This is a genomic window from Amycolatopsis lexingtonensis (assembly GCF_014873755.1).
Lineage (GTDB): Bacteria > Actinomycetota > Actinomycetes > Mycobacteriales > Pseudonocardiaceae > Amycolatopsis > Amycolatopsis lexingtonensis.
In genome coordinates this window covers 5,892,209-5,914,810 of the sequence record NZ_JADBEG010000001.1, presented here as the reverse complement: position 1 = coordinate 5,914,810, position 22,602 = coordinate 5,892,209, and the positions used below count along the sequence as shown (strand labels likewise).

Genomic DNA, 22,602 nt, shown 5'->3' with positions numbered 1-22,602 from the left:
GGTCCGGTATGCAGGACTTCTTCGATCTGACCCTCGGCGGGATCTCGGCCGGCGCGGTGTACGCGGCGCTCGGGCTCGCCCTGGTCATCATCTACCGGGCCACCCGGGTGGTGAACTTCGCGCAGCCCGCCCTCGCGCTGATCTCGACGTACCTCGCGTACTCGGTGACCAAGGCGACGGGCAGCTACTGGCTCGGCTTCGCCGTCGCGATCGTCGCCGGGACCGTGCTGGGCGTCGCCACCGAACGGCTGCTTATCCGGCCGCTGCGGCACCGCTCCGAGCTGAGCTCGATCATCGTCACGCTCGGGCTTTTGCTGGTGCTGCAGGCGATCGCGGGCATGATCTGGTCGAACGAGCCGCTGGCGTTCCCGTACGCCTTCGACTTTCGCGGCCGGTTCTCCGCCAACGACCTGTTCGTCGTGCTGATCGTGCTCGCCATTGCCGCGCTGGTGCTCGTCGTGTTCAAGTACACGCCGCTGGGCCTGCGGATGCGCGCGGCGGCGTTCGCGCCGGACGTCGCCCGCACCCTCGGCGTGCGGGTCGGGCTGATGCTCACCGTCGGCTGGGGGATGGCAGCCGCCGTCGGTTCGCTGGCCGGGCTGCTCGCCACGCCGCCGTTCCTCTTCCCGAACGTCCTGGACGGCGTCTTCGTCTACGCGCTCACCGCGGCGGTGCTGGGTGGCCTCGACAACCCCTTGGGCACCATCGCCGGCGGGTTCGTCCTCGGTGTCGGACTGTCCTATGTGTCCGGCTACTTCGGACCGGAGATGGTCACCATCGCCGCGCTGGCGATCCTGGTGATCGTGCTTTCCGTGCGCCCGAGCGGGTTGTTCGGCCGCGCGAAGGCGAGGCGGGTATGAGCGTGCGCACCAGCCTTCCGCAGACCACCGTCAAGGCACCGGAAAAGAAGCGCGCGCTGCCGCCGGTGGTCCGCCATGTTCTCTTCGCGCTGGCCGCCTTCGCCGTCATCGTGGTGCTGACGCTGGTGACCGACGAGTTCACCAACCTGCGGATCGCGACGATCGGCTACTACCTGATCGCGGTGGCCGGGCTGACGCTGCTGACCGGCCTCACCGGGCAGGTCTCCCTCGGCCACGGCGCGTTCATGTTCATCGGCGCGTACACGGTGGCGTTGCTGGTGAACAAGGTGCCGTCGTTCCCGCTGTGGGCCGACCTGCTGCTGGCCTCGGCCGCGGGCGGGCTCGCCGGGCTGCTGGCCGGGGCCGCCGCGGCCCGGCTGCGCGGCCCGTACCTCGCCGGGGCGACGCTCGCGCTGGCCGTCGGCCTGCCCGCGCTGACCCGCAAGTTCCCGGACTTCCTCGGCGGCAGCAACGGGTTGAGCTTCACCGTCCACAGCAGACCGTCCGGAATGGTCGGTGTGGTGCCGGAACTGCGGTGGCAGACCTGGATCGTCTGGCTCAGCGTGCTCATCGCGCTGGTGCTGGTGGTCAACATCGTCCGCGGGCGGCTGGGGCGCGACTTCCGCGCCGTCCGCGACGACGAGGTCGCCGCGTCGCTGAGCGGGATCGCCGTCGGGCGCACCAAGATCCTCGCGTTCCTGGTCAGCGCGGTGTGCGGCGGGCTCGCCGGTGGCCTGCAGGCGTTCCTGCTCGGCACCGCCGCGCCGGGGTCGTTCACGCCCGCGCTGTCGCTGAGCCTGCTGGCGGCCGTGGTGCTGGGCGGGCTCGGGTCCCTGTGGGGCGCGCTGTGGGGCGCGGTCGCGCTCGTGTACTTCCAGGCCTGGTCCGAGGACCTCGCCGACGTCCTGCACCTGAACACCGACGTGGCCAACAACCTCCCGCTCGCGGTGTACGGCGTGATCCTCATCGTCGTCGTGCTCGCCTTCCCGCGCGGCATCCAGGGTGGTTTCCAGCGGCTCCGAACACTTCTCCGCAAGCCCGCCGAAAAGAAGGAGAACCATGAGAACCAGTAGGTACGGCGCGGGTTTCCTCGCCATCGCCTTGGCGCTGACCGCGTGCGGCGGCGCGGGGGAGAGCGACGGTGGCGGTCAGCAGGCCGCGGATTCGGCCGTCGGCGTCACCAAGGACACCGTCGTGATCGGCACCCACCAGCCGCTCACCGGGCCGGCCGCGCCGGGCTACAGCAAGATCTCCGTCGGTGCCCGCGCGGTCTACCAGGCGATCAACGACGGCGGCGGCGTCAACGGGCGCAAGATCGACTACAAGGTCGAGGACGACGGCTACAACCCGACGAAGACCGTCGAGGTGGTGAAGAAGCTCGTCCTGCAGGACAAGGTGTTCGCGATCGTCGGCGGGCTGGGCACGCCGACGCACTCCAAGGTCGTCGACTACCTCAACGCCGAAGGCGTGCCGGACCTGCTGGTGTCCTCGGGTGCGCTCGCCTGGGACAACCCGCAGAAGGCGCCGATGACCTTCGGGTACCAGGTGGACTACACGCGCGAGGGCAAGATCCAGGGCAAGTACATCAAGGACACCTTCGCGGGCAAGAAGATCGGCTACTTCACGCAGAACGACGACGTCGGCCGCGACACCCAGGCCGGGCTGGACCAGTTCGTCAAGGACCAGGCCGTCGTCCGGCAGGGCTACGACAGCGCGAACACCGACGTCACGCCCCAGCTGTCCGCGCTGAAGGCGGCCGGCGCCGAGGTCGTCGTCTGCGCGTGCATCCCGGCGTTCACCGCGCTGTCGATCCTGGCCGCGGCGAAGATCGGGTACAAGCCGCAGTTCGTGGTCAGCAGCATCGGCGCGGACCCGGCGACGCTGTCCGGGCTGCTGCAGGACTTCGCCAAGCGCGGCGGCGCCAGCGTCTCCAGCGGGCAGCTGCTGGCCGGCCTGATCGGCACCGGGTACCTGCCGGACGTCGCCCAGACGTCGGACCCGTGGGTCGCCTACTTCAAGGGTATCCACGACAAGTACATCCCGAAGGAGCCGTTCACCAACACGGTCATGTTCGGCATGGTGCAGGCCTACACGTTCGCGCAGGCGCTCAAGGCGGCCGGGCCGGACCCGACGCGGCAGAAGCTCGTCGACGCGATGAGTTCCGGGTCGCTCAAGGGGCCGGGCCTGACGCCGTTCGGGTTCTCGAAGGAGTCCCACGCCGGCTACACCGGCGCGTACGTCTTCAAGATCAACCCGGACACCACGACGGCGGTCATCCAGCCACCGTCGGTCACCGACCGGGGTACCGGGGCCATCACGGCGTACACCGGTGAACGCGCCACCCCGGAGCAGGTGAACCTGCTGAGCAAGTGAGGAACGGGCCGGTTCGCGGCGGTGCCGCGGACCGGCCCCCCGCTCACATAGGGTGGCGGCATGACGGTCAGGGAGAAGGTCGTGCGGGCGGCGGTCCGGCTGTTCGCCGAGAAGGGCTTCGAGGCGACGACGGTCCGCGAGATCGTCGAAGCCGCCGGCGTCACCAAAGGTGGGCTCTACCACTACTTCGAGTCCAAGGACGACCTGCTCTTCGAGATCTACGTGGCGATGCTGCGGATGCAGACGCGGCGGATGGAGACGATCGCGAAGTCCGAGCTGCCGCTGCCGGAGCGGCTGCACGCGATCATCGTCGACGTCGTGGTGACGAGCATCGCCGACCTGGACGCGGCGACCGTGTTCTTCCAGTCGTTCCCGCTGCTGGAGAAGTCCAAGCAGGTCCAGGTGCGCGCCGAGCGGCGGACGTACCACGAGCGCGTGCGCGACCTGGTCGCGGAGGGGCAGCGCACCGGTGCCTTCCGCGCCGACGTCCCGGCCGACCTGGTGATCAACTACCACTTCGGCGCCATCCACCGCCTCGGCATGTGGTATCACGCCGACGGCGAGCTGTCGGGGGAACAGGTCGGCGAGCACTTCGCGAACCTGATGCTGGGCAGCCTCCGTCCTTAGTGGACGATCTATCGTGGGGACCATGCACACCGTGGCGGTCCTCGCGCTCGACCAGGTCGTCCCGTTCGACCTCGCGACGCCCATCGAGACCTTCTCGCGAACCCGCCTGCCGGACGGCGCCCCGGCCTACGAGGTCCGCATCTGCGGCCCGGCGCCCGAGGTCGACGCGGGCGCGTTCACGCTGCGGCCGCCGTGGGACCTGACCGGTCTCGCCGGGGCGGACACCGTCATCGTGCCGGGCCGCTCGGCCAACCCGCCGGTCCCCGCCCCGGTGGTGGCGGCGTTGCGCGCGGCGGCGGACCGGGGCGCGCGGATCGCGTCGATCTGCTCGGGCGCGTTCATCCTGGCGGAAACGGGCCTGCTCGACGGCCTGCGCGCGACGACCCACTGGGCGGCGGCCCCCGAACTGGCCCGCCTGCACCCGGCGGTGGAGGTCGACCCGGACGTTCTCTACGTGGACAACGGCCAGTTCCTGAGTTCGGCGGGCGCGGCGGCGGGCCTGGACCTGTGCCTCCACCTGATCCGCCGTGACCACGGCTCGGCGGTCGCCGCCGACGCGGCCCGCATGTCGGTGATGCCGCTGGAACGGGAGGGCGGGCAGGCGCAGTTCATCGTCCACGACACCCCGCCGGCGCCGCGCGGCTCCGAGCTGGAGCCGCTGCTGGCGTGGCTGGAGGAGAACTGCGCGGCGGAACTGACGCTGCCGGGGATCGCGGGGCACGCGGGGATGAGCACGAGGACGCTCAACCGGAGGTTCCGCGAGCAGACGGGAACGACGCCGCTGCAGTGGTTGCTGCGGGCCAGGGTGCGGCGGGCGCAGTACCTGCTGGAGGCGACGGGGGAGCCGGTGGACCGGATCGCGGGCGAGGTGGGGTTCGGGTCGCCGGCCGCGTTCCGGGAGCGGTTCAAGCGGGTGGTGGGCCGGAGCCCGCAGGCTTACCGGGCGAGCTTCCGGTCGTGACCGGTCACCGTGGCGCTCTGGCCGGTGCTCGCCCGGACGTCATGAACGGGTCGTTCACCGCGTCAGGCCCCGGCAGAGTCGCGCGGCCAGGCCACTCTGCCGCCGATGAGCCGCCCGCCCCACGTCCTGAATGACTCATTCAGGTCTTCGGGCGTCCTGAATGACTCATTCAAGACGCACGCCCGACGTCATGAACGAGTCGTTCACCTCGCCCGACGACATGAACGACTCTTTCATGACATCCCGGCGACGTTTGGCGCCTCCGCTGTCGTGGTACTGACCGAAATCACCATTGCCCAATTTGGAGGGTGCTCGTGCAGATCCAGGTCAACACCGACCACAACATCCACGGTGGCGAACGACTGGCCACCTTCGTGACCACCGACCTGGAAGGCAGCCTCTCCCGGTTCGGCGCGTGGTTGACCCGGGTGGAAGTGCACCTCACCGAAGACAGCGGCGGCAAACCGGAAGACAAGAAGTGCGTGATCGAGGCGCGGCCCGGCGGGAAGCAGCCGGTGGCGGTCACCCACCACGCGGCCACTGTGGACGATGCCTACGCCGGTGCCGCGCACAAACTGGGGCGGGTACTGGATTCCCGGTACGACCGGGCCCACGACCACAAGGGCAGCGAGAGCATCCGGCACATGCCCGCGCCGGACGACCCGGATCAGGTCGGGGTGCTCGAGGACGAGCTGCGGGACTGACCGCGACAATGGTGCGGTGACGGAGACCGACGCACCCGGCTGGGACGCCATCGACGCGGCCCTCGCCCGGTGGTACCCCGACGTCGAACCGCGGCACGCCGGGTTCCACCCGCCGCCGGGGTTCGCGGGCGCGGGGCTCCAGGGGTGCTCGGCGTTCTCCGCCGAGGGGCACTGGCACTACGTCACCTACGGCTTGAGCGAGTTGTACCGGCCCGGGGCCGAAGCCGACCCGGAGTGGTCGGGGTGGGGGTTCGAGCTCACGTTCCGCCTCGCCCGGGGCACGGAGGCCGAGCCCCCGCAGTGGCCGTTCGCGATGCTCAACCAGCTGGCGAAGCACGTCAATGCCAACGAGGTCCTCCTCGAACCCGGGCACCGCATCGACCTGCGGCAGCCGATCACCGGCCACCCGCACCTGCCCGACGCCCCGCCGACTGAGCTGACCGTGTACGCGCTGAAGCTCGACCCGCAACTGGGGCGGATCGACACCGCCAACGGCAAGGTGGACTTCCTCCAAGCCGTGGGTGTCTCGAGCGCGGAAAAGGCCGCCATGCTGGAAACCTCCACTGCGGACGTCCTAGCCGTGCTGGCCGAGGGCAACCCGTTGCTCGTCACCGATCCGCATCGGCGGACTCGGGTCGGGTAGCCTCACGAACATGTCGAGCCCCGAAGCGTCCAGGACCGGGCTGCCGGTCTTCCCGGTGGCCCGATAACCCTCCGCGCGTTCCCGGGTCCCCGGGTGACCACGAAATCGTCCTGTCGATCTCGTGTTCCCTGGAGCTTCCGTGCCCCTGTACCTCCTCGCCCTGGCCGTGTTCGCCATGGGCACGTCCGAATTCATGCTCGCCGGGCTCGTTCCCGGCATCGCCGCCGCCTTCGACGTCTCGCTGGCGCATGCGGGGTACCTGACCTCCGCCTTCGCCGCCGGGATGGTCGGCGGGGCGCCGGTGATGGCCGCGCTTTCGCGGTCGTGGCGGCGGCGGACCGCGCTGTTGTGCTTCCTCGCCGTCTTCGTCGCCATGCACGTCGTCGGTGGCCTCACGACGTCGTTCGGTGTGCTCGTCGCGACGCGGCTCGTGGCCGCCGTCGCGAACGCCGGGTTCCTCGCCGTCGCGCTGACCGCCGCCACGGCGCTGGCGCGGACCGGGCGGGCGCTCGCCGTCCTGCTGGGTGGCTCGACCGTGGCCTGCGTCGTCGGCGTCCTGGGCGGGGCGCTGCTCGGGTGGCGGCCGGCGTTCTGGGCTGTCGCGCTGTTGTGCTTGCCCGCGTTCGCCGCGTTGTGGTGGATCCCCGACACCGCGGCGGGCCCCAAGCCGGACGGCTTGCGGGCGGAACTCGCCGTGCTGCGGCCGCTGGCCGGGGTGCTCCTCGCCGGTGCGCTCGTCAACGCGGCCACCTTCGGCGTCTTCACCTACCTGGCGCCGGTGGCCGCGGGCGTCGCGCCGGTGCCGGTCGTGCTCGGCGCCTTCGGGGTGGGGTGCTTCGCCGGGATCACCACGGCGGGGCGGCTGGCCGACCGGTGGCCCGGCCGGGTCGTCGCCGCCGGGGGTCCGCTGCTGCTCGCCGGGTGGGTCGCGCTGGCACTGGCCGCGGACGTCCCGGCGGTGCTCGTGCCCCTCGCGTTCACGCAAGGCGCGCTGTCCTTCGCCGTCGGCGGCACGGTGATCGCCCGGATCCTGCGGCTGGCCGAGGGCGCCCCGACGATGAAGGGGTCCTACGCGACCGCCGCGCTCAACGTCGGGGCGACGGCCGGTCCGGTGCTCGCCGGGGCGGTGGCGAACCCGTTCTGGCCCGCCGCCGCTCTGGTCGCCGGCGCGCTCACGACCTACGCCTTCCTGCGCCGGACGTAGTGGGTGATCAGGCCCGCGATCGCCACGATCGCGATGCCGCCGGCCACCATCCGGACGGTGAAGTCGAGCCCGATCAGCGGGCCGGCGGCGTTCGCGGCCCCGCTGACGAGCAGGACGAGCCAGAGGAGGACGGGAGCGGCGGTGCGGGTTTCGTTCGTCATGCGGAGAACGCTAAAGCGGCGCGACCGCCGGATCGATGCCGTCAGCACCCGGATGCGGGGTGGTGCCTGCGCTACCCCGCGTCCCGCTGCAGGTACGCCAACACGGCCAGCACCCGCCGGTGCCCGCCGCCTTCGTCGGAGGGCAGGCCGAGCTTCGCGAAGATGTTGCGGATGTGCTTGAGCACCGCGCCGTCGCTGACGACGAGGAGCTCCGCGATCGTGCCGTTGTTGTAGCCCTCGGCCATCAGCGCCAGCACTTCGCGCTCCCGTGCGGTCAACGCGGCCAGCGGGTCGGCGGCCCGGCGGCGGGCCATCAGCTGGCCGATCACCTCGGGGTCCATCGCCGTGCCGCCCTTGGCGACCCGCTGGAGCGCGTCGACGAACCGCTCGACCTTGCCGACGCGCTCCTTCAGCAGGTAGCCGACCCCGCCGACGCCGTCGGCGAGCAGCTCGACCGCGTAGCTCGTCTCCACGTGCGCGGACAGCACCAGCACCGGCAGGCCCGGGTGGATCTCGCGGGCCCGCACGGCGGCGCGCAGTCCCTCGTCGCGGTGGGTCGGCGGCATCCGCACGTCCATCACGACGGCGTCCGGGCGGTCGGTTTCGACGAACGCGAGGAAGTCCTCGGCGTTGTCGACCGTGGCGGCCACCTCGATGCCCGACGTCTTCAGCAGCAGCGCGAGACCTTCGCGCAGCAGCGCGTCGTCCTCGGCGATCACGACCCGCATGGCAGCTCCACTCGCAGCACGGTCGGCCCACCGGGTGGGCTGGTCAGGGTCAGCGTTCCGTCGAAGGCCTCGGCGCGCCGCCGGATCCCGGCGAGCCCGCTGCCGGCGGACTCGTCCGCGCCGCCGCGGCCGTCGTCGCGGATTTCCAGGCGCAGCAACCCGGGCGGGCCGCTCAGCGTGATGTCCACTTGGGACGCGTCGGCGTGCTTGGTCACGTTGGCCAGCGCCTCCGCGACGACGAAGTACGCGGCCGCCTCGACCGCGGCGGGCCGCCCGGCATCGTCGGAAACGGTGACGGTGACCGGGACCGGGCTGCGTTCGCCCAGCGCGCGGACCGCGCCGGCCAGGCCGCGCTCGCTCAGCAGGGGCGGGTGGATGCTGCGGACCACCGTGCGCAGCTCGGCCAGCGCGTCGGTCGCGGTGTCCTGGGCCTTGACCAGCAGCTCGCGGGCCGCGGCCGGGTCGCGGTCGTAGAGCTGGCCCGCGACGCCCAGCTGCAGCACGACCGCCGCGATGCGGGCCTGCGTGCCGTCGTGCAGGTCGCGCTCGATGCGGCGCAGCTCGGCGCCGTGCGCTTCCAGCGCCGCCGCCCGCGTCGCGGTCAGTTCGGCGACCCGGTCGGCGAGGACCACGCCCGGGGCCGGCTTGAGCAACGACCGCGCGGTCCGGGCCTGCCAGCGCGCGAGCCGGGGCAGCAGCAGGGTCAACGCGGCGAAGGCGGCGCCGACGAGGAGCGTCAGCCCGGCGCGCGGCCACGAGTTCACCACCAGCCCGACCGAACCTTCGATCCCGCCGGGCACCGCGGGCCACGCGAAGGCCGTCACGAGCTGCTGGACCACGCCGAGCGGCAGCCCGATCGCCAGCGAGCCGAGGAACACCCCGGTCGCGGCGTGGATCGCCAGCCACGCGAGGTCGCGGCGGGTGGCCGGGTCCTTCAGCGGGGAGCCGTCCCGGTAGGGCTCCGGGATGGGCGAGCCGAGCGCCCGCGCGGCCCGGCGGCGGTCGACCCCGACCGGCCACCGCGACAGCCGGATCGCCGGGGCCAGCGACGGGATCCCGACGCCGAACGGGCACAGCAGGAGCACGGCGAGGAGGCCCGCGAGGGCGAAGATCGACAGCAGCGAGGTGCCGGCGCCGACGACGAGGTAACGAGCCGCCGACCAGCACTCGCGCAGGCGGGTCGTCACGCCGCCAGTGTCCCACCCCACCGTCACACGGGCCCGGCACGGTCGGCGGGCGGGCCTGCGATGTCTTGAATGAGTCATTCAGGACCTCCGAAGACCTGAATGACTCATTCAAGACGTCGGCGAAGCCGCCGCCGGGCAGACCGCCGCGACTTTGCCGGGACCCCCACCGCCGTGGTGGTGCTGGCGCTACCCCCGATCCACCCGTCAACGGGATCGAACCCCCGGGCCGGGACGCCTAGTTTTCGTTGGGACGCAAGAAAAGGGGAACACGATGACGACAGCGTATGCCGTGGAACTGGCCGGCGTGCGGAAGGTGTACGGCTCCGGCGACGGCGCGGTCACCGCGCTCGACGGGGTCTCGGCGGGGGTCGCCCGCGGCACGTTCACCGCGGTGATGGGGCCGTCCGGCTCCGGCAAGAGCACCTTCCTGCACTGCGCGGCCGGGCTGGACCGGCCGACGTCGGGGCGGGTGCTGCTGGGCGGCACCGAAATCGGCCGGCTGAAGGAAGCCGAGCTGACACGGCTGCGGCGGACCCGGATCGGGTTCGTCTTCCAGGCCTACAACCTGCTGCCGGCGCTGAACGTGCTGCAGAACATCACGCTGCCGCTACGGCTGGCCGGGCAGAAGCCGGACCCGCGGTGGCTGCGCGAGGTCGTCGAGGGGGTGGGGATCGCGAAGCGGCTGGAGCACCGGCCGGCGGAGCTGTCCGGCGGGCAGCAGCAGCGCGTCGCGATCGCGCGGGCGCTCGTCACCCGGCCCGAGGTGGTGCTGGCCGACGAACCGACCGGCGCCCTCGACACCCGCACCGGGCGGCAGGTGCTCGACCTGCTCCGCGACGTCGTCGAGGGCATGGGCCAGACCGTCCTGATGGTCACCCACGACCCGGTCGCGGCTTCGGCGGCGCACGGCGTGCTGTTCCTGGCCGACGGCAAGCTGGCCGGCCACCTCCCGCACCCGACCCCCGAGCGGGTCGCGGAGCGGATGACGCACCTCGGGGAGTGGTGAGCGTGCTGTCCCTCGCCTGGCAGACGATCCGCAGCCGGCTCGGCGGGTTCGCCGGTGCCTTCATCGCCATCCTGTGCGGGACCGCCCTCGTGGCGGCCTGCGGGGTCCTCATGGAATCCGGCCTGCGCGCCGGGGTCCCCACCCAGCGCTACGCCGCCGCGGCCGTCGTCGTCGGCGGCGCCCAGACCGTGCGCCCGCCCGGCGCCGACGCGCTCTCGTTCGAGCAGGTCGGCGAGCAGCCCGCGGTCCCGGCCGAGCTGGCCGGGCGGATCGCCGGGCTCCCCGGCGTCCGCACGGCCGTGGCGGAGCAGAGCTTCCCGGCGCAGGTCGTGACCGGAGACGGCCGGGTGCTCGGCGGCACGCAGTCGCTGGGCCACAACTGGGACGCCGCCGTGCTCACGCCCTTCACCCTGCGCGAGGGCCGGGCCCCGGCGGGACCCGGCGAGGTCGTGCTCGACGCCGCGCTGGCCCGGGATGCTGGCGTCAGCGTCGGCGGGCAGGTGCGGATCGCGACGCGCTCGACGCCGGCCGAGTTCCGCGTGAGCGGTGTCGTCGACGCGATGTCCCGGCAATCGGCGCTGTTCTTCACCCCGGACCAGGCCGTGGCGCTGGCCGGACGGCCCGGGCAGGCGCACGCGATCGGCGTGCTGGCCGACCCGGGCGTCGCACCGGAAACCCTCGCCGAGCGGGTGCGCGCGGCCGCGCCCGGCACCGAGGTGACCACCGGCGTCGAGCGCAGCAGCATCGAGTTCCTCGATGTCAGCCAGACACGGACGCTGCTGTTCGCGATCGCGGGCTCGTTCGGCGGCTTCGCGCTGCTCGTCGCGGTGTTCGTGGTGGCGAGCACCCTGGCCTTGACCATCAACCAGCGGCGCCGCGAATTCGCGCTGCTGCGGGCGGTCGCGGCCACCCCGCGGCAGATCCGCAAGCTCATCGGCACCGAGACGACGCTGATCGCGCTCGTCGCCGGCGTCCTCGGCAGCGTGCTCGGGCTCGCCGTCGCGTCCGGGCTGCGGGACGCCTTCGCCGCGATCGGCGTGGTCCCGGCCGACTTCGGCCTCGCGATCAGCCCGATCCCGCTGGTCGCGGCGGTCCTGCTCGGCCTGGGCGCGGCCCGGCTGGCGGCCTGGGCGGCGTCGCGGCGGCCGTCGACCATCAACCCGGTCGAGGCGCTGACCGAGGCCGCGGTGGAACGGCGGGAGCTCGGCCGCGGCCGGCTGATCACCGGCTGGGCCCTGGTGCTCGCCGGGTTCGGCGGCGCGCTGGTCCCGTTGTTCCTCCGCGGGGACGTGGCGACCGCGACGTCGACGATGGCGACGCTCGTGGTGGTCATCGGGCTGGCCGTGGTCGGTCCGCAGGTGACCGGCCTGGTGGTGCGGTTCCTGGCGCCGGTGCTGGCGCGGGTCTGGCGGATCAGCGGGTACTTGGCGGGCGCGAACGCCCACGCCAACGCCCGGCGCGTGGCCGCCGCCGTCACCCCGCTGCTGCTGGCGGTGGCCTTCGCGCTGGCCACGTTCTACAGCCAGACGGCGAGCACGGAAGCCGCACGACAGGAAGCGGAGCGGGCGACGACCGCGGACTACGTCCTGTCCGGCCCGGCGGGCGTGGCGCCGGAGGTCGCGGCGGCGGTCCGGCGGGTGCCGGGCGTGGCCGTGGCGACGCCGGTGGTCCGGACCTCCGTGCTCACCGCGTCCACCGTGGGCGACAGCGTCGAGGTCCAGCGGAAGCCGGCGCAGGGGCTGGCGGCCGATCAGGCCGGGGGCGCGCTGGAACTCGGCGTCGACGCCGGGCGGCTCACCGACCTGACCGGGGACGCGGTGGCGCTGAGCCGTTCGGAAGCCGACTGGCTGGACAAGAAGCCCGGCGACGAGGTCGAGTTCTACTTCGGCGACGGCGTGCCCGCGAAACTGCGGCTGGTGGCCACCTATACCCGCGACCTGGCGTTCGGCGACTTCGTGCTGCCGGTCGAGCTGGCGCGGCAGCACACCGGCGGCCGCCTCGACGATTCCGTGCTCGTCCGGCGCGAACCGGGGGCGGACGCGGACGCGGTCGCTTCGGCGTTGCGCGCGCTGCCGTACCCGGGCCTGGTGGTGGCGCCGGCGGCGTCGGCGTCCGCGCCCCAGGGCGGCGACCGGCAGGCGCAGTTCTACCTGAACCTCGTCGCGGTCGGTGTGATCGTGGGGTACCTGGCGATTTCGGTGGCCAACACCCTGGTCCTGACGACGGCGCAACGCGGCCGGGAATTCGCGCTGCTGCGGCTGGTCGGCACGACGCGCCGCCAGGTGACCCGGATGATGCGGCTAGAGGCGCTGGCCACGGTCGGGATCGCGGTGGTGCTCGGCACGCTCGTTGCCTTGGTGCCACTGGCTTTGCTCAACGCCGCGCTGCGCGGAACGCCGGTGCCGGCCGGGCCGTGGTCCGTCTACTTCGGAATCACCGGCGGCGCGGTGCTGCTGGGGATGGTGGCGATCGGGGTCGCGACGCGGGTCGCGTTGCGCGCCAAGCCGATCGACGCGATCGGGCTGCGGGAGTAGCGGGGTGCGGGGTGGGCCGGTGCGGTCCACCCCGCACCGGTTCAGCAGGCCGTGCCGGTGTCCTCGCCGGTGTAGGACGACACCAGGTACTGCGTCGTCCGGCCGAGCAGCGCCGCCGTGCCCGCGGCGACGCACTTTTCGCCGTAGAACGTCTTGAAGGCACCGCCGTAGGTCAGGGCGTAGACGTTGATCTTCGTGGCGGCGGAACCGCAGTTGCCCCAGTAGTAGTCGCGCGCGTTCGGGCCGGACGCGCCCTGCGTCGCGTAGTTGCCGCAGGTGACCGACTCCGAAGCCGAAGCGGTGCCCGTCGCGAACGGCAGGGCCGCGACGGCGAGGCCGAGCACGGCCGTGGCCGCGATGCGTTTCATGGTGGTGAACCCCCCTGGGTCGGAAACAGTGCGGTACCAACGCTAGCGCTTTCCCGCGGGGCAATTGCCCCTGAATTCATAGGGGTTGACGGAATGGGAGCACCGCGGGAACATCGAAACTTTTCGAAAGTTATTGCCCCACCGCCCGAGCCAAACGCATGCTTTCGCCATCCTGGCTCGCCTGCCAGCCTCGACGAGGAGGAAGCATGCACACCAAGAACCGCGGCCGTTTCAGGGTCTTCGTGACCGGGGCGGCCCTGGCGCTGGCCGCCACGCTCGTGCCCGGCGTCGCCCACGCCGACACCGTCATCACCACCAGCCAGACCGGCAACAACGGCGGGTACTACTACTCGTTCTGGACCGACGGCGGCGGCTCGGTCAGCATGACGCTCGCCTCGGGCGGCAGCTACCGGATGAACTGGAGCAACGTCGGGAACTTCGTCGGCGGCAAGGGCTGGAGCAACGGCAGCCGGCGGACGGTGAACTATTCCGGCAGCTTCAACCCGTCCGGCAACGGCTACCTGGCGCTCTACGGCTGGACGTCCAACCCGCTGGTGGAGTACTACATCGTCGACAACTGGGGCACCTACCGGCCCACCGGGACGTACAAGGGCACGGTGACCAGCGACGGCGGCACGTACGACGTCTACCAGACGACCCGGTACAACGCGCCGTCGGTCGAGGGGACCAAGACGTTCAACCAGTACTGGAGCGTCCGGCAGCAGAAGAAGACCGGCGGCACCATCACCACCGGGAACCACTTCGACGCGTGGTCCCGCTACGGCATGCCGATGGGCAGCTTCAAGTACTACATGATCCTCGCGACCGAGGGCTACCAGAGCAGCGGCAACTCGAGCCTGACGGTGGGCTGACCATGCGCACTTCGAGAGTTTTGCTGACGGCCGCGGTGCTGGCCGCGGCGGCCGTGACCGGTGCCTCGCCCGCGCAGGCGGCCGCGTGCGGCGGCTACGTCGGCCTGACGTTCGACGACGGGCCCTCGTCCGGGAACACCCCGGCGCTGCTGAGTGCGTTGCAGCAGAACGGGTTGCGCGCCACGATGTTCAACGAGGGCCAGTACGCGGCCGCGTACCCGGCCCAGGTCCGCGCGCAGGTCAGCGCGGGCATGTGGGTGGGCAACCACAGCTACACCCACCCGCACCTGACCCAGCAGAGCCAGGCGCAGGTCGATTCGGAGATTTCCCGCACGCAGCAAGCGATCGCGGCCGGGGGCGGCGGCACGCCCCGGCTGTTCCGCCCGCCGTACGGGGAAACCAACGCGACCGTCCAGTCGGTGGCGGCGAAGTACGGCCTCCGCCAGATCATCTGGGACGTCGATTCCCAGGACTGGAACGGCGCGAGCGTCGACGCGATCGTCGCGGCCAACGCCCGGCTGCAGAACGGCCAGATCATCCTGATGCACGAATGGCCGGCCAACACCCGGGCGGCGATCCCGCGCATCGCGCAGAACCTGGCGAGCCGGGGCCTGTGCGCGGGGATGATCTCGCCCTCGACGGGACGGGCGGTGGCCCCGGGCTGAACCGGTTCATTCGACGTACCACTCGACGCGCGCCGAGGCCGGCCCCAGCGGGCGGACCTCGGCGCACGTCCGGTGGTTCACCAGCAGCCCGGTAGTCCGGCAGAAGCGGGGGACCCGCGTGATCTCGCTCTGCGGCGCGGGCGCGAAGTTCTTGGCGGTCAGGTAGCCGGTCACGACTTCGGCGGCCCGGTCGCCGGTGGCCGTCAGGACCCGCCAGCAGCCGCCGGAGCCGCAGCCGATGTCCTCGGCGATCCGCAGCCCGGGCGGGCCGGGGGACACGCCTTCGTCGCCGGGTGGGCCTTCCCAGCCGGAGAACAGGACGCCGCCGGTGACGGCGAACCCGGTGAGCACCAGGACCGCGAGGCGCCCGAAGTGCCGCCGTTCGAGGGCGGCCCACGCGACCGCGGCCAGGAGCGGGTAGAGCCAGTAGGTCTCGATCGCGGCGGGGACCCACGGTCCGGTGGCGTCCAGTTCGCGGGGGACCACGAACCACGCCAGCAGGGCCACGAGCGCCACGCCGGTCCAGGGCGAGCGGGGCGAGAAGGCCCAGAGGAAGACCGGGAGCAGCCCGAAAACCGCCGCGAGGGGGTCGTTCCGCGCGAACGGGACCACGGCGATCGCCGCCACCACGAGCGCCGCACGCCACCAGCGGGTCCGCACGCCTTCACGAGTCAGCACGCGGTCATTGTCATCCACAGTGGACCACCCTCGGTGAGTGGTAGCGTGCTCGGTCGTGACCGCGCGGGAGGGGACGATGGGCGAGCCGCGGCCGATCCGGGTGATCGTGGCCGATGACCAGCAGGCCGTGCGCGAAGGACTGGCCGCGCTGCTGGACCTGCTCGACGACGTCGACGTGACCGGGACCGCGGCGGACGGCGCGAGCGCGCTCGAGCTGGTCGCGCGACTGGCGCCCGACGTCGTGCTGATGGACCTGAACATGCCGGTGCTGAGCGGGGTCGACGCGACCCGGCGGATCACCGCGGACCACCCGGGCGTCGCCGTCGTGGTGCTGACGACCTACGCCGACGACGCGTCGATCACCGGCGCGCTGGCCGCCGGGGCGCGCGGGTACCTCACGAAGGACGCGGGCCGGGCGGAGATCGGCGCCGCGCTGCGGGCCGTGGCTTCCGGGCAGCTGACGTTCGGGGCCGAGGTCTCGCACCGGGTGGCCGGCGCGCTGCTGGACCCGGGCGCGCGGAAAGCCGTCCCGCGCCGGGAAAGCGTGCCGGACGGGCTCACCGCGCGGGAGGCCGAGGTGCTCGGCCTGATCGCCGGCGGGCTGAGCAACGGCGAGATCGCGGCCGCGCTGTTCATCGCCGAGACGACGGTGAAAACGCACATCAACAACGCGTTCGCGAAGATCGGCGCCCGCAACCGGATCGAGGCCATGCGCTACGCCGTGCGGCACGGCCTCGACCGCGGCTGACCGGTCACGATTTGCCGCGCTCGTTCAGGTAATCGAGCGCTTTCGTACCGGCCTCCTTGGCGCGGTCGTACCGGCCCGCTTTCTTGAGCGCGAACACGACCACGCCGAGCAGCAGGATCAGCAGCACGATCCCGCCGCCGATGATGGCGAAACGGAGCAGCATGAAACCGAGTACTTCACCCATGGCGGATTCCCCTCCGGACGGCGGCGCCGCGTTTCCCGCAGCGCCCGACGTCGAGGAAACTAGCGCCGGGCCCGGGTGGAGGAGGACCGTCGAGGGGTGGAGACCGGGGTGGAGAACCGGCCGGTCACTCGGCGACTCTGGTGCGCCCGCACCAGGCGAACACCGGTACCTGGTCGCCCCCGCTGGTCGTGGCGAACTCGCCCGCGTGGGAGAAGTGCTCGTAGCCGGCGCCGAAGCTGACCTTCGCGACTTCGCCGATGCTGCCGACCGTCCATTCGCGGTGGCGTTCGATCAGCTCGGCCGGACCACCGGAAAGCGTCACTTTGATCTGCGTCATGATTCATTCTCCGTGGGTTCGTCTGCGCGGAGGAAAAGCAGGAAATGTGGCCTGCGTCTCTCGACGATGCCCGACGGCCGATCGCTGTGTCAAGATTTCGGACTCCTATCACGGAATTCACCAGAACAGGGGTTGACGGTTATTTTGTAAGGGTTTTCCGGCCCGTGGGACAGGGGTTGCCCGGCCGGCCGCGCCGTGCTGGGCAAGCGGACGGTTAACTCGGACATTTCACCGGCCCGGTGACTGCCGGTCGGCTCGCGTTCGCCGAGGGTTCACCCGGCGCGCCTGCCCCCTTCATTTGCGGTGCCTAAGTTTCTGGCGCAGCCGCGAAAGGGAAGGAACCCATGGACGCACCCTGGGCAGTGCAGGCGCGCGGGATCACCAAGTGCTTCGGTGACGTCGTCGCGCTCGACGGCATCGACCTCGACGTGGCACCGGGCGAGATCCACGGGCTGGTCGGCCCGAACGGCGCGGGCAAGACGACGCTGCTCGGCCTGCTGCTGAGCCTGGCCGTCGCCGACGAAGGCAGCCTGGAGATCCTCGGCACCCCGGCCGGGCGGGCGCCCGAGGGCGTCTCGGGGTTCGTCGACGGGCCCGGGCTGTACCCGTCGCTGACCGCGCGGCAGAACCTCGCCGCACTGGCCGCGCTGCGAGGCGGCCGGTCCGCTGACATCGATGACACACTCGGCCGCGTCGGGCTCGCCGACGTCGCCGACGACCGCGTCCGGGGCTTTTCCCTGGGCATGCGCCAGCGCCTCGGCCTGGCCGCGGCGCTGCTCACGGAGCCGAAGCTGCTGGTCCTCGACGAGCCGGCCAACGGCCTCGACCCGGCGGGCAAGAAGCACGTGCACGGCGTCCTCGAGCGGCTCGCGGACGCGGGCACCGCGGTGGTGCTCTCGAGTCACCGGATGGACGACCTCGAGGCGCTGTGCTCCGAGGTGACGATCCTCGCCACCGGCCGCGTGGCGTTCACCGGCCCGCCGGCCAAGCTCGCCGCGGAGAACCGGGAGCTGGCCTACCGCCTGCGCACCTCGGACCGGGAAGCGGCCCGGCGGGTGCTCGGCGAGACCCGCGGGATCACGGAGGACGCCGGGCCGCGCCACGACGCCGAGGTACTGGTGATCCGCGCACGAGTTCCGGCGCTGGACGAACTGGTGCGCCGGTTGGTGACGGAGGGGATCGCGGTGCGGGAACTGGCGCCGGTGGTTTCGCCGCTGGAGGCGGCGTTCCTGGCCTTGACGGACCAGGAGGGCGCTCGATGACCCCCGCCGCTCGGCTCGACGGCCGTCGTTGCGGACCGGTCCTGTTCACGGGAGGGCGCCCCAGAGGCCCGGCAAAGTCGCATCGGTGCGGTCCGCGGCGGTGCTCGAGCGTCTTGAATGACTCATTCAGGACGCCCGAAGACCTGAATGAGTCATTCAGGACGTGTGGGGCGAGTGGCTCACCGGCGGCAGAGTGGCCTGGCCGCGCGACTTTGCCGAGGCCCTGGGAGCGCACCCGTTGACCGCCGCCGCTCGCCGTCGCCCTAAACCCGTTCTGCCGCAGGAGCGCACCCGATGACCGCTGCCACCACCTCCCTCCCCGTTGCCCGGCCCGTTCCCATCACCCGCGGCTACCGGTTCGAACTCGTCAAGCTCTTCGCCGCCTGGCGCATCCGGCTCCTCGTCCTCGCCTGCTGGCTCGCCCCCGCGGTCTTCGTCGCCGCCGTGAGCGAACAGAGCTCGCTGCCCGTCGACACCCTCTTCGGGCGGTGGATGAACGCCACCGGGTGGGCCGGACCGCTGGTCATGCTCGGGTTCGCGGGGACCTACGCGCTCCCGCTGCTCACCTCCGTCGTCGCCGGGGACGTGTTCGCCGCCGAGGATCGGCTCGGGACTTGGCGGCACCTGCTCGTCGCCGTGCGGTCGGCGCGGCGGATCTTCGCGGCCAAGGCGCTCGCCAGCCTGACCGTCATCCTCGTGCTCGTCGCCGGGATGGCCGTGTCGAGCACCGTGGGCGGGCTCGTCGCCGTCGGGAGCCGGCCGCTCGTCGGGTTCGACGGGCACCTGCTGACCTCGGGGGAAGCCGCCGGGCAGGTGCTGCTCGCCTGGGTGTGCGTGCTCGCCCCGACGCTCGCGCTCGCCGGGGTCGGGCTGCTCGGGTCCGTGCTCGGGGGCCGGTCGCCGCTGGGGTTGCTGCTGCCCGCCCTCGTCGCGCTCGCGATGGCGCTCGCCCAGCTGCTGCCGCTGCCCGTGGCCGTCCGGCTGGCCCTGCCCAGCTACGCCTTCGTCGCGTGGAACGGCCTGTTCACCGAGCCCGGGCAGCTCGGCCCGCTGCTGATCGGCGTCGGCGTCGGCCTGGCCTGGGCCGTGCTCACGACGGTGCTCGCGTACCTGCTGTTCCTCCGCCGGGACTTCACCAACCCCGCCCACGACGGCGCCGGCCGCCGGGCGTTCACCGTCGGTGCCCTGCCGCCGGTCGCGCTCTTCGCCGTGACCGCCGCCGTCATCGCCGCGGTGACGCCCGCGCTCGGTTCCGGGATCGGCCAGGACGGCGTGCAGCGGTCGGTCGCCACGGCGTTCGCCCACCTCTACCGCCTGCAGACCGCGCAGCTCAACCGCCCCGACGTCACCGAAGACCGGCTCGGGGCCACCGCCGCCTGCACCAAGGGCGACGGCCTGGTCGCGGCCGAAGGGCCCGGCAACGACTGGCGGTGCGTCGTCTCCTGGCACCTCCCCGGCGTCGACGCCACCGGATCGGCCGTCTACCAGCTCGACGTCACCTCGGACGGTCGGTACGTCGCCGACGGCGACGGACCGAAGGAAGTCAACGGCTACTTCCAGGTGCGGACCCCCGACGGGGACCAACCCAACCCCCTCTGGCAGTTCGACGCCAACGTCGAATTGCTCTCCTCCACGAAGGGATGATCCCGATGCAGGTAACCCGCCGCAGACGGCGAGCCGGGAAGGGCCGCTCCGGCGGCCGCCGGTTCCGCTTCGCGACGGCCGGGTCCGCCACGCTCGTGCTCGTCGCCACCGGCACCGGAATCGGTGTCGCGTCGACGCAGCAGTTCGGTGAGGACCAGGTCGGCCAGGTCACGGAAAACGGCCAGGTCGTCTCCGCCGATCAATACATCAAGCCGATCGGCGACCGGCTGGTCGTGAACAACGGCAAGATCATGGCCTCCGCGGTCAGCCCGGACGGCACCCACCTCGCCGCGCTGACCGCCGACGGCGGGATCGCGCTCACGATCGCCGACCTGAAGAGCTGGAAGGTGCAGCAGCTCGTCGGCAACTCGGCGACGGCGAACCTGCGCATCGCCGGCAACGACGTCGGGCAGGAAGGCCCGTCGTATTCGCCGGACGGCAAGAGCCTGTGGCTGGCCCAGACCGACGGCTACACGAAGTTCACGGTGAACCCCGACGGCACGGTCGCGGCCCCGGTGGCGGTCAAGATCCCGGCCGACGGCGCCAAGCACGCCCTGGTGGCGCAAGCGGTCTTCTCGGCCGACGGGTCCACTGTGTACTCCGCGGTCAACGGCCAGAACCGGGTCGTCGCCCTCGACGCGGCGACCGGCGCGATCAAGCAGAGCTGGGCCGTCGGCAACGCGCCGCGCGACCTGGTCCGCGTCGGGAACAAGCTTTACGTCGGCAACGAAGGCGGCCACCCGGCCCAGCCCGGCGAGCCGACGCTGAACTCCTACAACACCCAGGTGCCGGCCAGCGGCTTCACCGGCGCCACCACCAGCGGCACGGTCAGCGTCATCGACCTGGCGAGCTCCGCGGCGCCGAAGAGCATCGACGTCGGCCTGCACCCGACGGCGGTGTACTTCAAGGACGGCGCCCTGTTCGTCACCAACACCGCGAGCAACACCGTTTCGGTCATCGACACCGGCCGCGACAAGGTCGTCCAGACCATCGCGACCCAGCCGTGGCCGGAGGCGTCGGTCGGGTACGAGCCGGACGGCGTCACCCTCACCGCGGACGGGCACCTGCTGGTGACGCTCGGGCGCGCCAACGCCGTGGCCGTCTACCGCTACACCCGGGCGCAGGAACCGGTGAGCTACGTCGGGCTGCTGCCGACGGACTACTTCCCGACCGCGATCACCACGGTGGGGCCGGACGTCCTCGTCTCCAACACCCGCGGCATCGACGCCCGCCGCCCGACGACCGCGGCCGGGCACGGCACCCACGACACGACGTCGAGCCTGCAGAAGTTCCGGCTGCCCGACGACCACGCGATCCGCGGGTACACCGCGCAGGTGTTCAAGCAGAACGGCTGGACGAACGGCTCGGTACAGGTGGCCACCGACAACGGCCACCGCAGCCCGGTGCCGGTGCCCGCGCGGCTCGGCGACCCGTCGACGATCAAGCACGTCTTCCTGCTGGTCAAGGAAAACCGGACCTACGACCAGGTGCTGGGCGACGACGCGCGCGGCAACGGCGACCCGGCCGTGACGCAGTTCGGCGAGAACGTGACGCCGAACCAGCACGCGCTGGCGAAGCAGTTCGGGTTGTACGACAACACCTACGACATCGGCACGAACTCCGCCGAGGGCCACAACTGGCTGATGCAGGCCGACAACCCCGAGTACACCGAGTCTTCGGCGGGGGAGTACCTGCGCAGTTACGACACCGAGGACGACGCCCTCGGCCACCAGAGCAGCGGGTTCCTCTGGACCGGCGCGCTGGCGGCCGGCAAGTCGGTGCGGAACTTCGGCGAGTTCCAGCAGTTCCTGACCAAGCCCGCCGGGGCGAGCTGGCAGAACCTGTACTGCGACGCCAAGAACATGGCGGCCACGGGTGAGCCGACGGCGTACCCGCTGGTGTCGTCGTCGCCGATCCCGTCGCTGAACGACGTTTCCGTGCCTGGCTTCCCGAAGTTTGACACCGCCGTGCCGGACGTCTACCGGTACCAGATCTGGAAGGACGACTTCGAGAAGAACGGGCCGGCGAACCTGAACATGTTCTGGCTGTCCAGCGACCACACCGGCGGCCCGCCGAACGCGGCCGCCCAGGTCGCCGACAACGACCTCGCCGTCGGCAAGATCGTCGACGAGATCACGCACAGCCAGTACTGGAAGGACTCGGCGATCTTCGTCGTCGAGGACGACTCCCAGGCCGGCCTCGACCACGTCGACGGGCACCGGGCGCCGGTGCAGATCATCAGCCCGTACGCCCAGCACGGTGTCGTCGACAGCCACTACTACTCGCAGATCACGATGATCCGGACGATCGAGCAGATCCTCGGGGTCAAGCCGATGAACCAGAAGGACAGCGCGGCGACGCCGATGAGCGCGGCCTTCACCAGGAAGCCGGACTTCACGCCGTTCACCGCGTTGCCGAACCGGACATCGCTGACCGGCGGCCTGGCAACCCAGCCGTCGTGCGGGCCGGACACCCCGGCCGCGGCGAACCCGGCCGCGGCGCCGGTGCCGTCGTCGGCGGTGCCCGCGGACAAGCGGCAGGTGGCGGCGCAGTGGCAGGAGTGGACGACGCACCAGCGGCTGACCGGGCCGAACGCCGTCGCGGACTACGCCAATCCCGCGCAGATGAACCACTTCACGTGGTACCAGACGCACGGCTGGGCGCAGCCCTACCCGGGTGAGCCGCAGGTGTTCGCCCCCGACCAGGTTCCGGGCGCGTACCTCCCGTCCGCCGAGTCGGACGGCTAGCGTCACGCGTCGAAAGTTGGTCGACGCTCGGGACGAGCGCCCCAATGTGGCGTTCGGTGCGTCCAGCGCACCCAATGTGGCGTTCGGTGCGTCCGACGCAACCAACGCC

At 71.9% G+C, this 22,602-nt stretch carries 23 protein-coding genes; 16 read left to right on the top strand and 7 right to left on the bottom strand.

Annotated features, from left to right (window positions below; genetic code table 11):
• Positions 1–8: 8 nt before the first annotated feature.
• The 8 genes from H4696_RS26565 to H4696_RS26530 all read left to right on the top strand — a co-directional run bounded on the left by H4696_RS26565 (position 9) and on the right by H4696_RS26530 (position 7,372).
• Positions 9–860: a branched-chain amino acid ABC transporter permease gene (locus H4696_RS26565; protein ID WP_086863271.1), complete on the top strand. Its 852-nt coding sequence runs from the start codon at positions 9–11 to the stop codon at positions 858–860.
• Positions 857–1,933, top strand: coding sequence for a branched-chain amino acid ABC transporter permease (locus H4696_RS26560; RefSeq protein WP_086863272.1), 1,077 nt, complete (start codon positions 857–859; stop codon positions 1,931–1,933). The genes H4696_RS26565 and H4696_RS26560 overlap by 4 nt, the downstream gene beginning before the upstream one ends.
• Positions 1,920–3,233 carry an ABC transporter substrate-binding protein gene (locus H4696_RS26555; protein ID WP_086863273.1) on the top strand — a complete coding sequence of 438 codons (1,314 nt, stop codon included), beginning with the start codon at positions 1,920–1,922 and terminating at the stop codon, positions 3,231–3,233. The genes H4696_RS26560 and H4696_RS26555 overlap by 14 nt, the downstream gene beginning before the upstream one ends.
• Before the next feature lie 60 nt (positions 3,234–3,293).
• On the top strand, positions 3,294–3,860 hold the full coding sequence (locus H4696_RS26550; RefSeq protein ID WP_086863274.1) for a TetR/AcrR family transcriptional regulator: 567 nt from the start codon (positions 3,294–3,296) through the stop codon (positions 3,858–3,860).
• A 22-nt stretch (positions 3,861–3,882) separates the two neighbouring features.
• Positions 3,883–4,821, top strand: coding sequence for a GlxA family transcriptional regulator (locus tag H4696_RS26545; RefSeq protein ID WP_086863275.1), 939 nt, complete (start codon positions 3,883–3,885; stop codon positions 4,819–4,821).
• Positions 4,822–5,129: 308 nt separating this feature from the next.
• A complete protein-coding gene (locus H4696_RS26540) occupies positions 5,130–5,525 on the top strand; it encodes an HPF/RaiA family ribosome-associated protein (protein WP_249027141.1) in 396 nt (131 codons plus the stop codon).
• 16 nt (positions 5,526–5,541) lie between these two features.
• Positions 5,542–6,168, top strand: coding sequence for a suppressor of fused domain protein (locus H4696_RS26535; RefSeq protein ID WP_086863276.1), 627 nt, complete (start codon positions 5,542–5,544; stop codon positions 6,166–6,168).
• Between the two features lie 175 nt (positions 6,169–6,343).
• Entirely contained in the window at positions 6,344–7,372 is a 1,029-nt protein-coding gene (locus tag H4696_RS26530) for an MFS transporter (RefSeq protein WP_086863280.1), read from the top strand.
• Here the strand turns inward: H4696_RS26530 and H4696_RS26525 are convergent.
• The 3 genes from H4696_RS26525 to H4696_RS26515 form a co-directional block, all read right to left on the bottom strand.
• Positions 7,348–7,533 carry a hypothetical protein gene (locus H4696_RS26525; protein WP_086863277.1) on the bottom strand — a complete coding sequence of 62 codons (186 nt, stop codon included), beginning with the start codon at positions 7,531–7,533 and terminating at the stop codon, positions 7,348–7,350. The genes H4696_RS26530 and H4696_RS26525 overlap by 25 nt on opposite strands.
• Positions 7,534–7,604: 71 nt before the next feature.
• On the bottom strand, positions 7,605–8,261 hold the full coding sequence (locus H4696_RS26520; protein ID WP_192782551.1) for a response regulator: 657 nt from the start codon (positions 8,259–8,261) through the stop codon (positions 7,605–7,607).
• A complete protein-coding gene (locus tag H4696_RS26515) occupies positions 8,249–9,448 on the bottom strand; it encodes a sensor histidine kinase (RefSeq protein WP_086855770.1) in 1,200 nt (399 codons plus the stop codon). The genes H4696_RS26520 and H4696_RS26515 overlap by 13 nt, the downstream gene beginning before the upstream one ends.
• 271 nt (positions 9,449–9,719) lie before the next feature.
• On the opposite strand from H4696_RS26515, the gene H4696_RS26510 reads away from it, so the two are divergent.
• Positions 9,720–10,454 (top strand): ABC transporter ATP-binding protein, encoded by a 735-nt coding sequence (locus H4696_RS26510; RefSeq protein ID WP_086855771.1) that lies wholly within the window; start codon positions 9,720–9,722, stop codon positions 10,452–10,454.
• Complete coding sequence (locus H4696_RS26505) at positions 10,448–12,988, top strand: ABC transporter permease (protein WP_249026800.1); 2,541 nt, start codon at positions 10,448–10,450, stop codon at positions 12,986–12,988. Before H4696_RS26510 ends, H4696_RS26505 begins: the two co-directional genes overlap by 7 nt.
• 41 nt (positions 12,989–13,029) lie before the next feature.
• Here H4696_RS26505 and H4696_RS26500 read toward each other — a convergent pair whose 3' ends face one another.
• A complete protein-coding gene (locus H4696_RS26500) occupies positions 13,030–13,356 on the bottom strand; it encodes a hypothetical protein (RefSeq protein ID WP_086855773.1) in 327 nt (108 codons plus the stop codon).
• Positions 13,357–13,562: 206 nt separating this feature from the next.
• Here H4696_RS26500 and H4696_RS26495 point away from each other — a divergent pair, with 206 nt between their 5' ends.
• On the top strand, positions 13,563–14,228 hold the full coding sequence (locus H4696_RS26495) for a glycoside hydrolase family 11 protein (protein ID WP_086855774.1): 666 nt from the start codon (positions 13,563–13,565) through the stop codon (positions 14,226–14,228).
• 2 nt (positions 14,229–14,230) lie between these two features.
• Positions 14,231–14,893 (top strand): polysaccharide deacetylase family protein, encoded by a 663-nt coding sequence (locus tag H4696_RS26490; protein WP_143264896.1) that lies wholly within the window; start codon positions 14,231–14,233, stop codon positions 14,891–14,893.
• Between the two features lie 6 nt (positions 14,894–14,899).
• On the opposite strand, the gene H4696_RS26485 is transcribed toward H4696_RS26490, so the two are convergent.
• A complete protein-coding gene (locus H4696_RS26485) occupies positions 14,900–15,571 on the bottom strand; it encodes a hypothetical protein (RefSeq protein ID WP_086855776.1) in 672 nt (223 codons plus the stop codon).
• A gap of 76 nt (positions 15,572–15,647) precedes the next feature.
• On the opposite strand from H4696_RS26485, the gene H4696_RS26480 reads away from it, so the two are divergent.
• Positions 15,648–16,319 carry a response regulator gene (locus H4696_RS26480; protein WP_086855777.1) on the top strand — a complete coding sequence of 224 codons (672 nt, stop codon included), beginning with the start codon at positions 15,648–15,650 and terminating at the stop codon, positions 16,317–16,319.
• Positions 16,320–16,323: 4 nt separating this feature from the next.
• Here the strand turns inward: H4696_RS26480 and H4696_RS26475 are convergent, their stop codons facing one another.
• Together H4696_RS26475 and H4696_RS26470 are read right to left on the bottom strand one after the other, a co-directional pair.
• A complete protein-coding gene (locus H4696_RS26475) occupies positions 16,324–16,503 on the bottom strand; it encodes a hypothetical protein (protein WP_086855778.1) in 180 nt (59 codons plus the stop codon).
• A gap of 124 nt (positions 16,504–16,627) precedes the next feature.
• A complete protein-coding gene (locus H4696_RS26470) occupies positions 16,628–16,840 on the bottom strand; it encodes a DUF5988 family protein (protein ID WP_086855779.1) in 213 nt (70 codons plus the stop codon).
• A gap of 344 nt (positions 16,841–17,184) precedes the next feature.
• Between H4696_RS26470 and H4696_RS26465 the strand changes: the two genes are divergently transcribed.
• The 3 genes from H4696_RS26465 to H4696_RS26455 all read left to right on the top strand — a co-directional run bounded on the left by H4696_RS26465 (position 17,185) and on the right by H4696_RS26455 (position 22,493).
• Complete coding sequence (locus H4696_RS26465; RefSeq protein WP_169734780.1) at positions 17,185–18,102, top strand: ABC transporter ATP-binding protein; 918 nt, start codon at positions 17,185–17,187, stop codon at positions 18,100–18,102.
• Positions 18,103–18,396: 294 nt separating this feature from the next.
• Entirely contained in the window at positions 18,397–19,746 is a 1,350-nt protein-coding gene (locus H4696_RS26460; RefSeq protein WP_086855781.1) for an ABC transporter permease, read from the top strand.
• A gap of 5 nt (positions 19,747–19,751) precedes the next feature.
• Entirely contained in the window at positions 19,752–22,493 is a 2,742-nt protein-coding gene (locus H4696_RS26455) for an alkaline phosphatase family protein (RefSeq protein ID WP_086855820.1), read from the top strand.
• Positions 22,494–22,602: the final 109 nt, after the last annotated feature.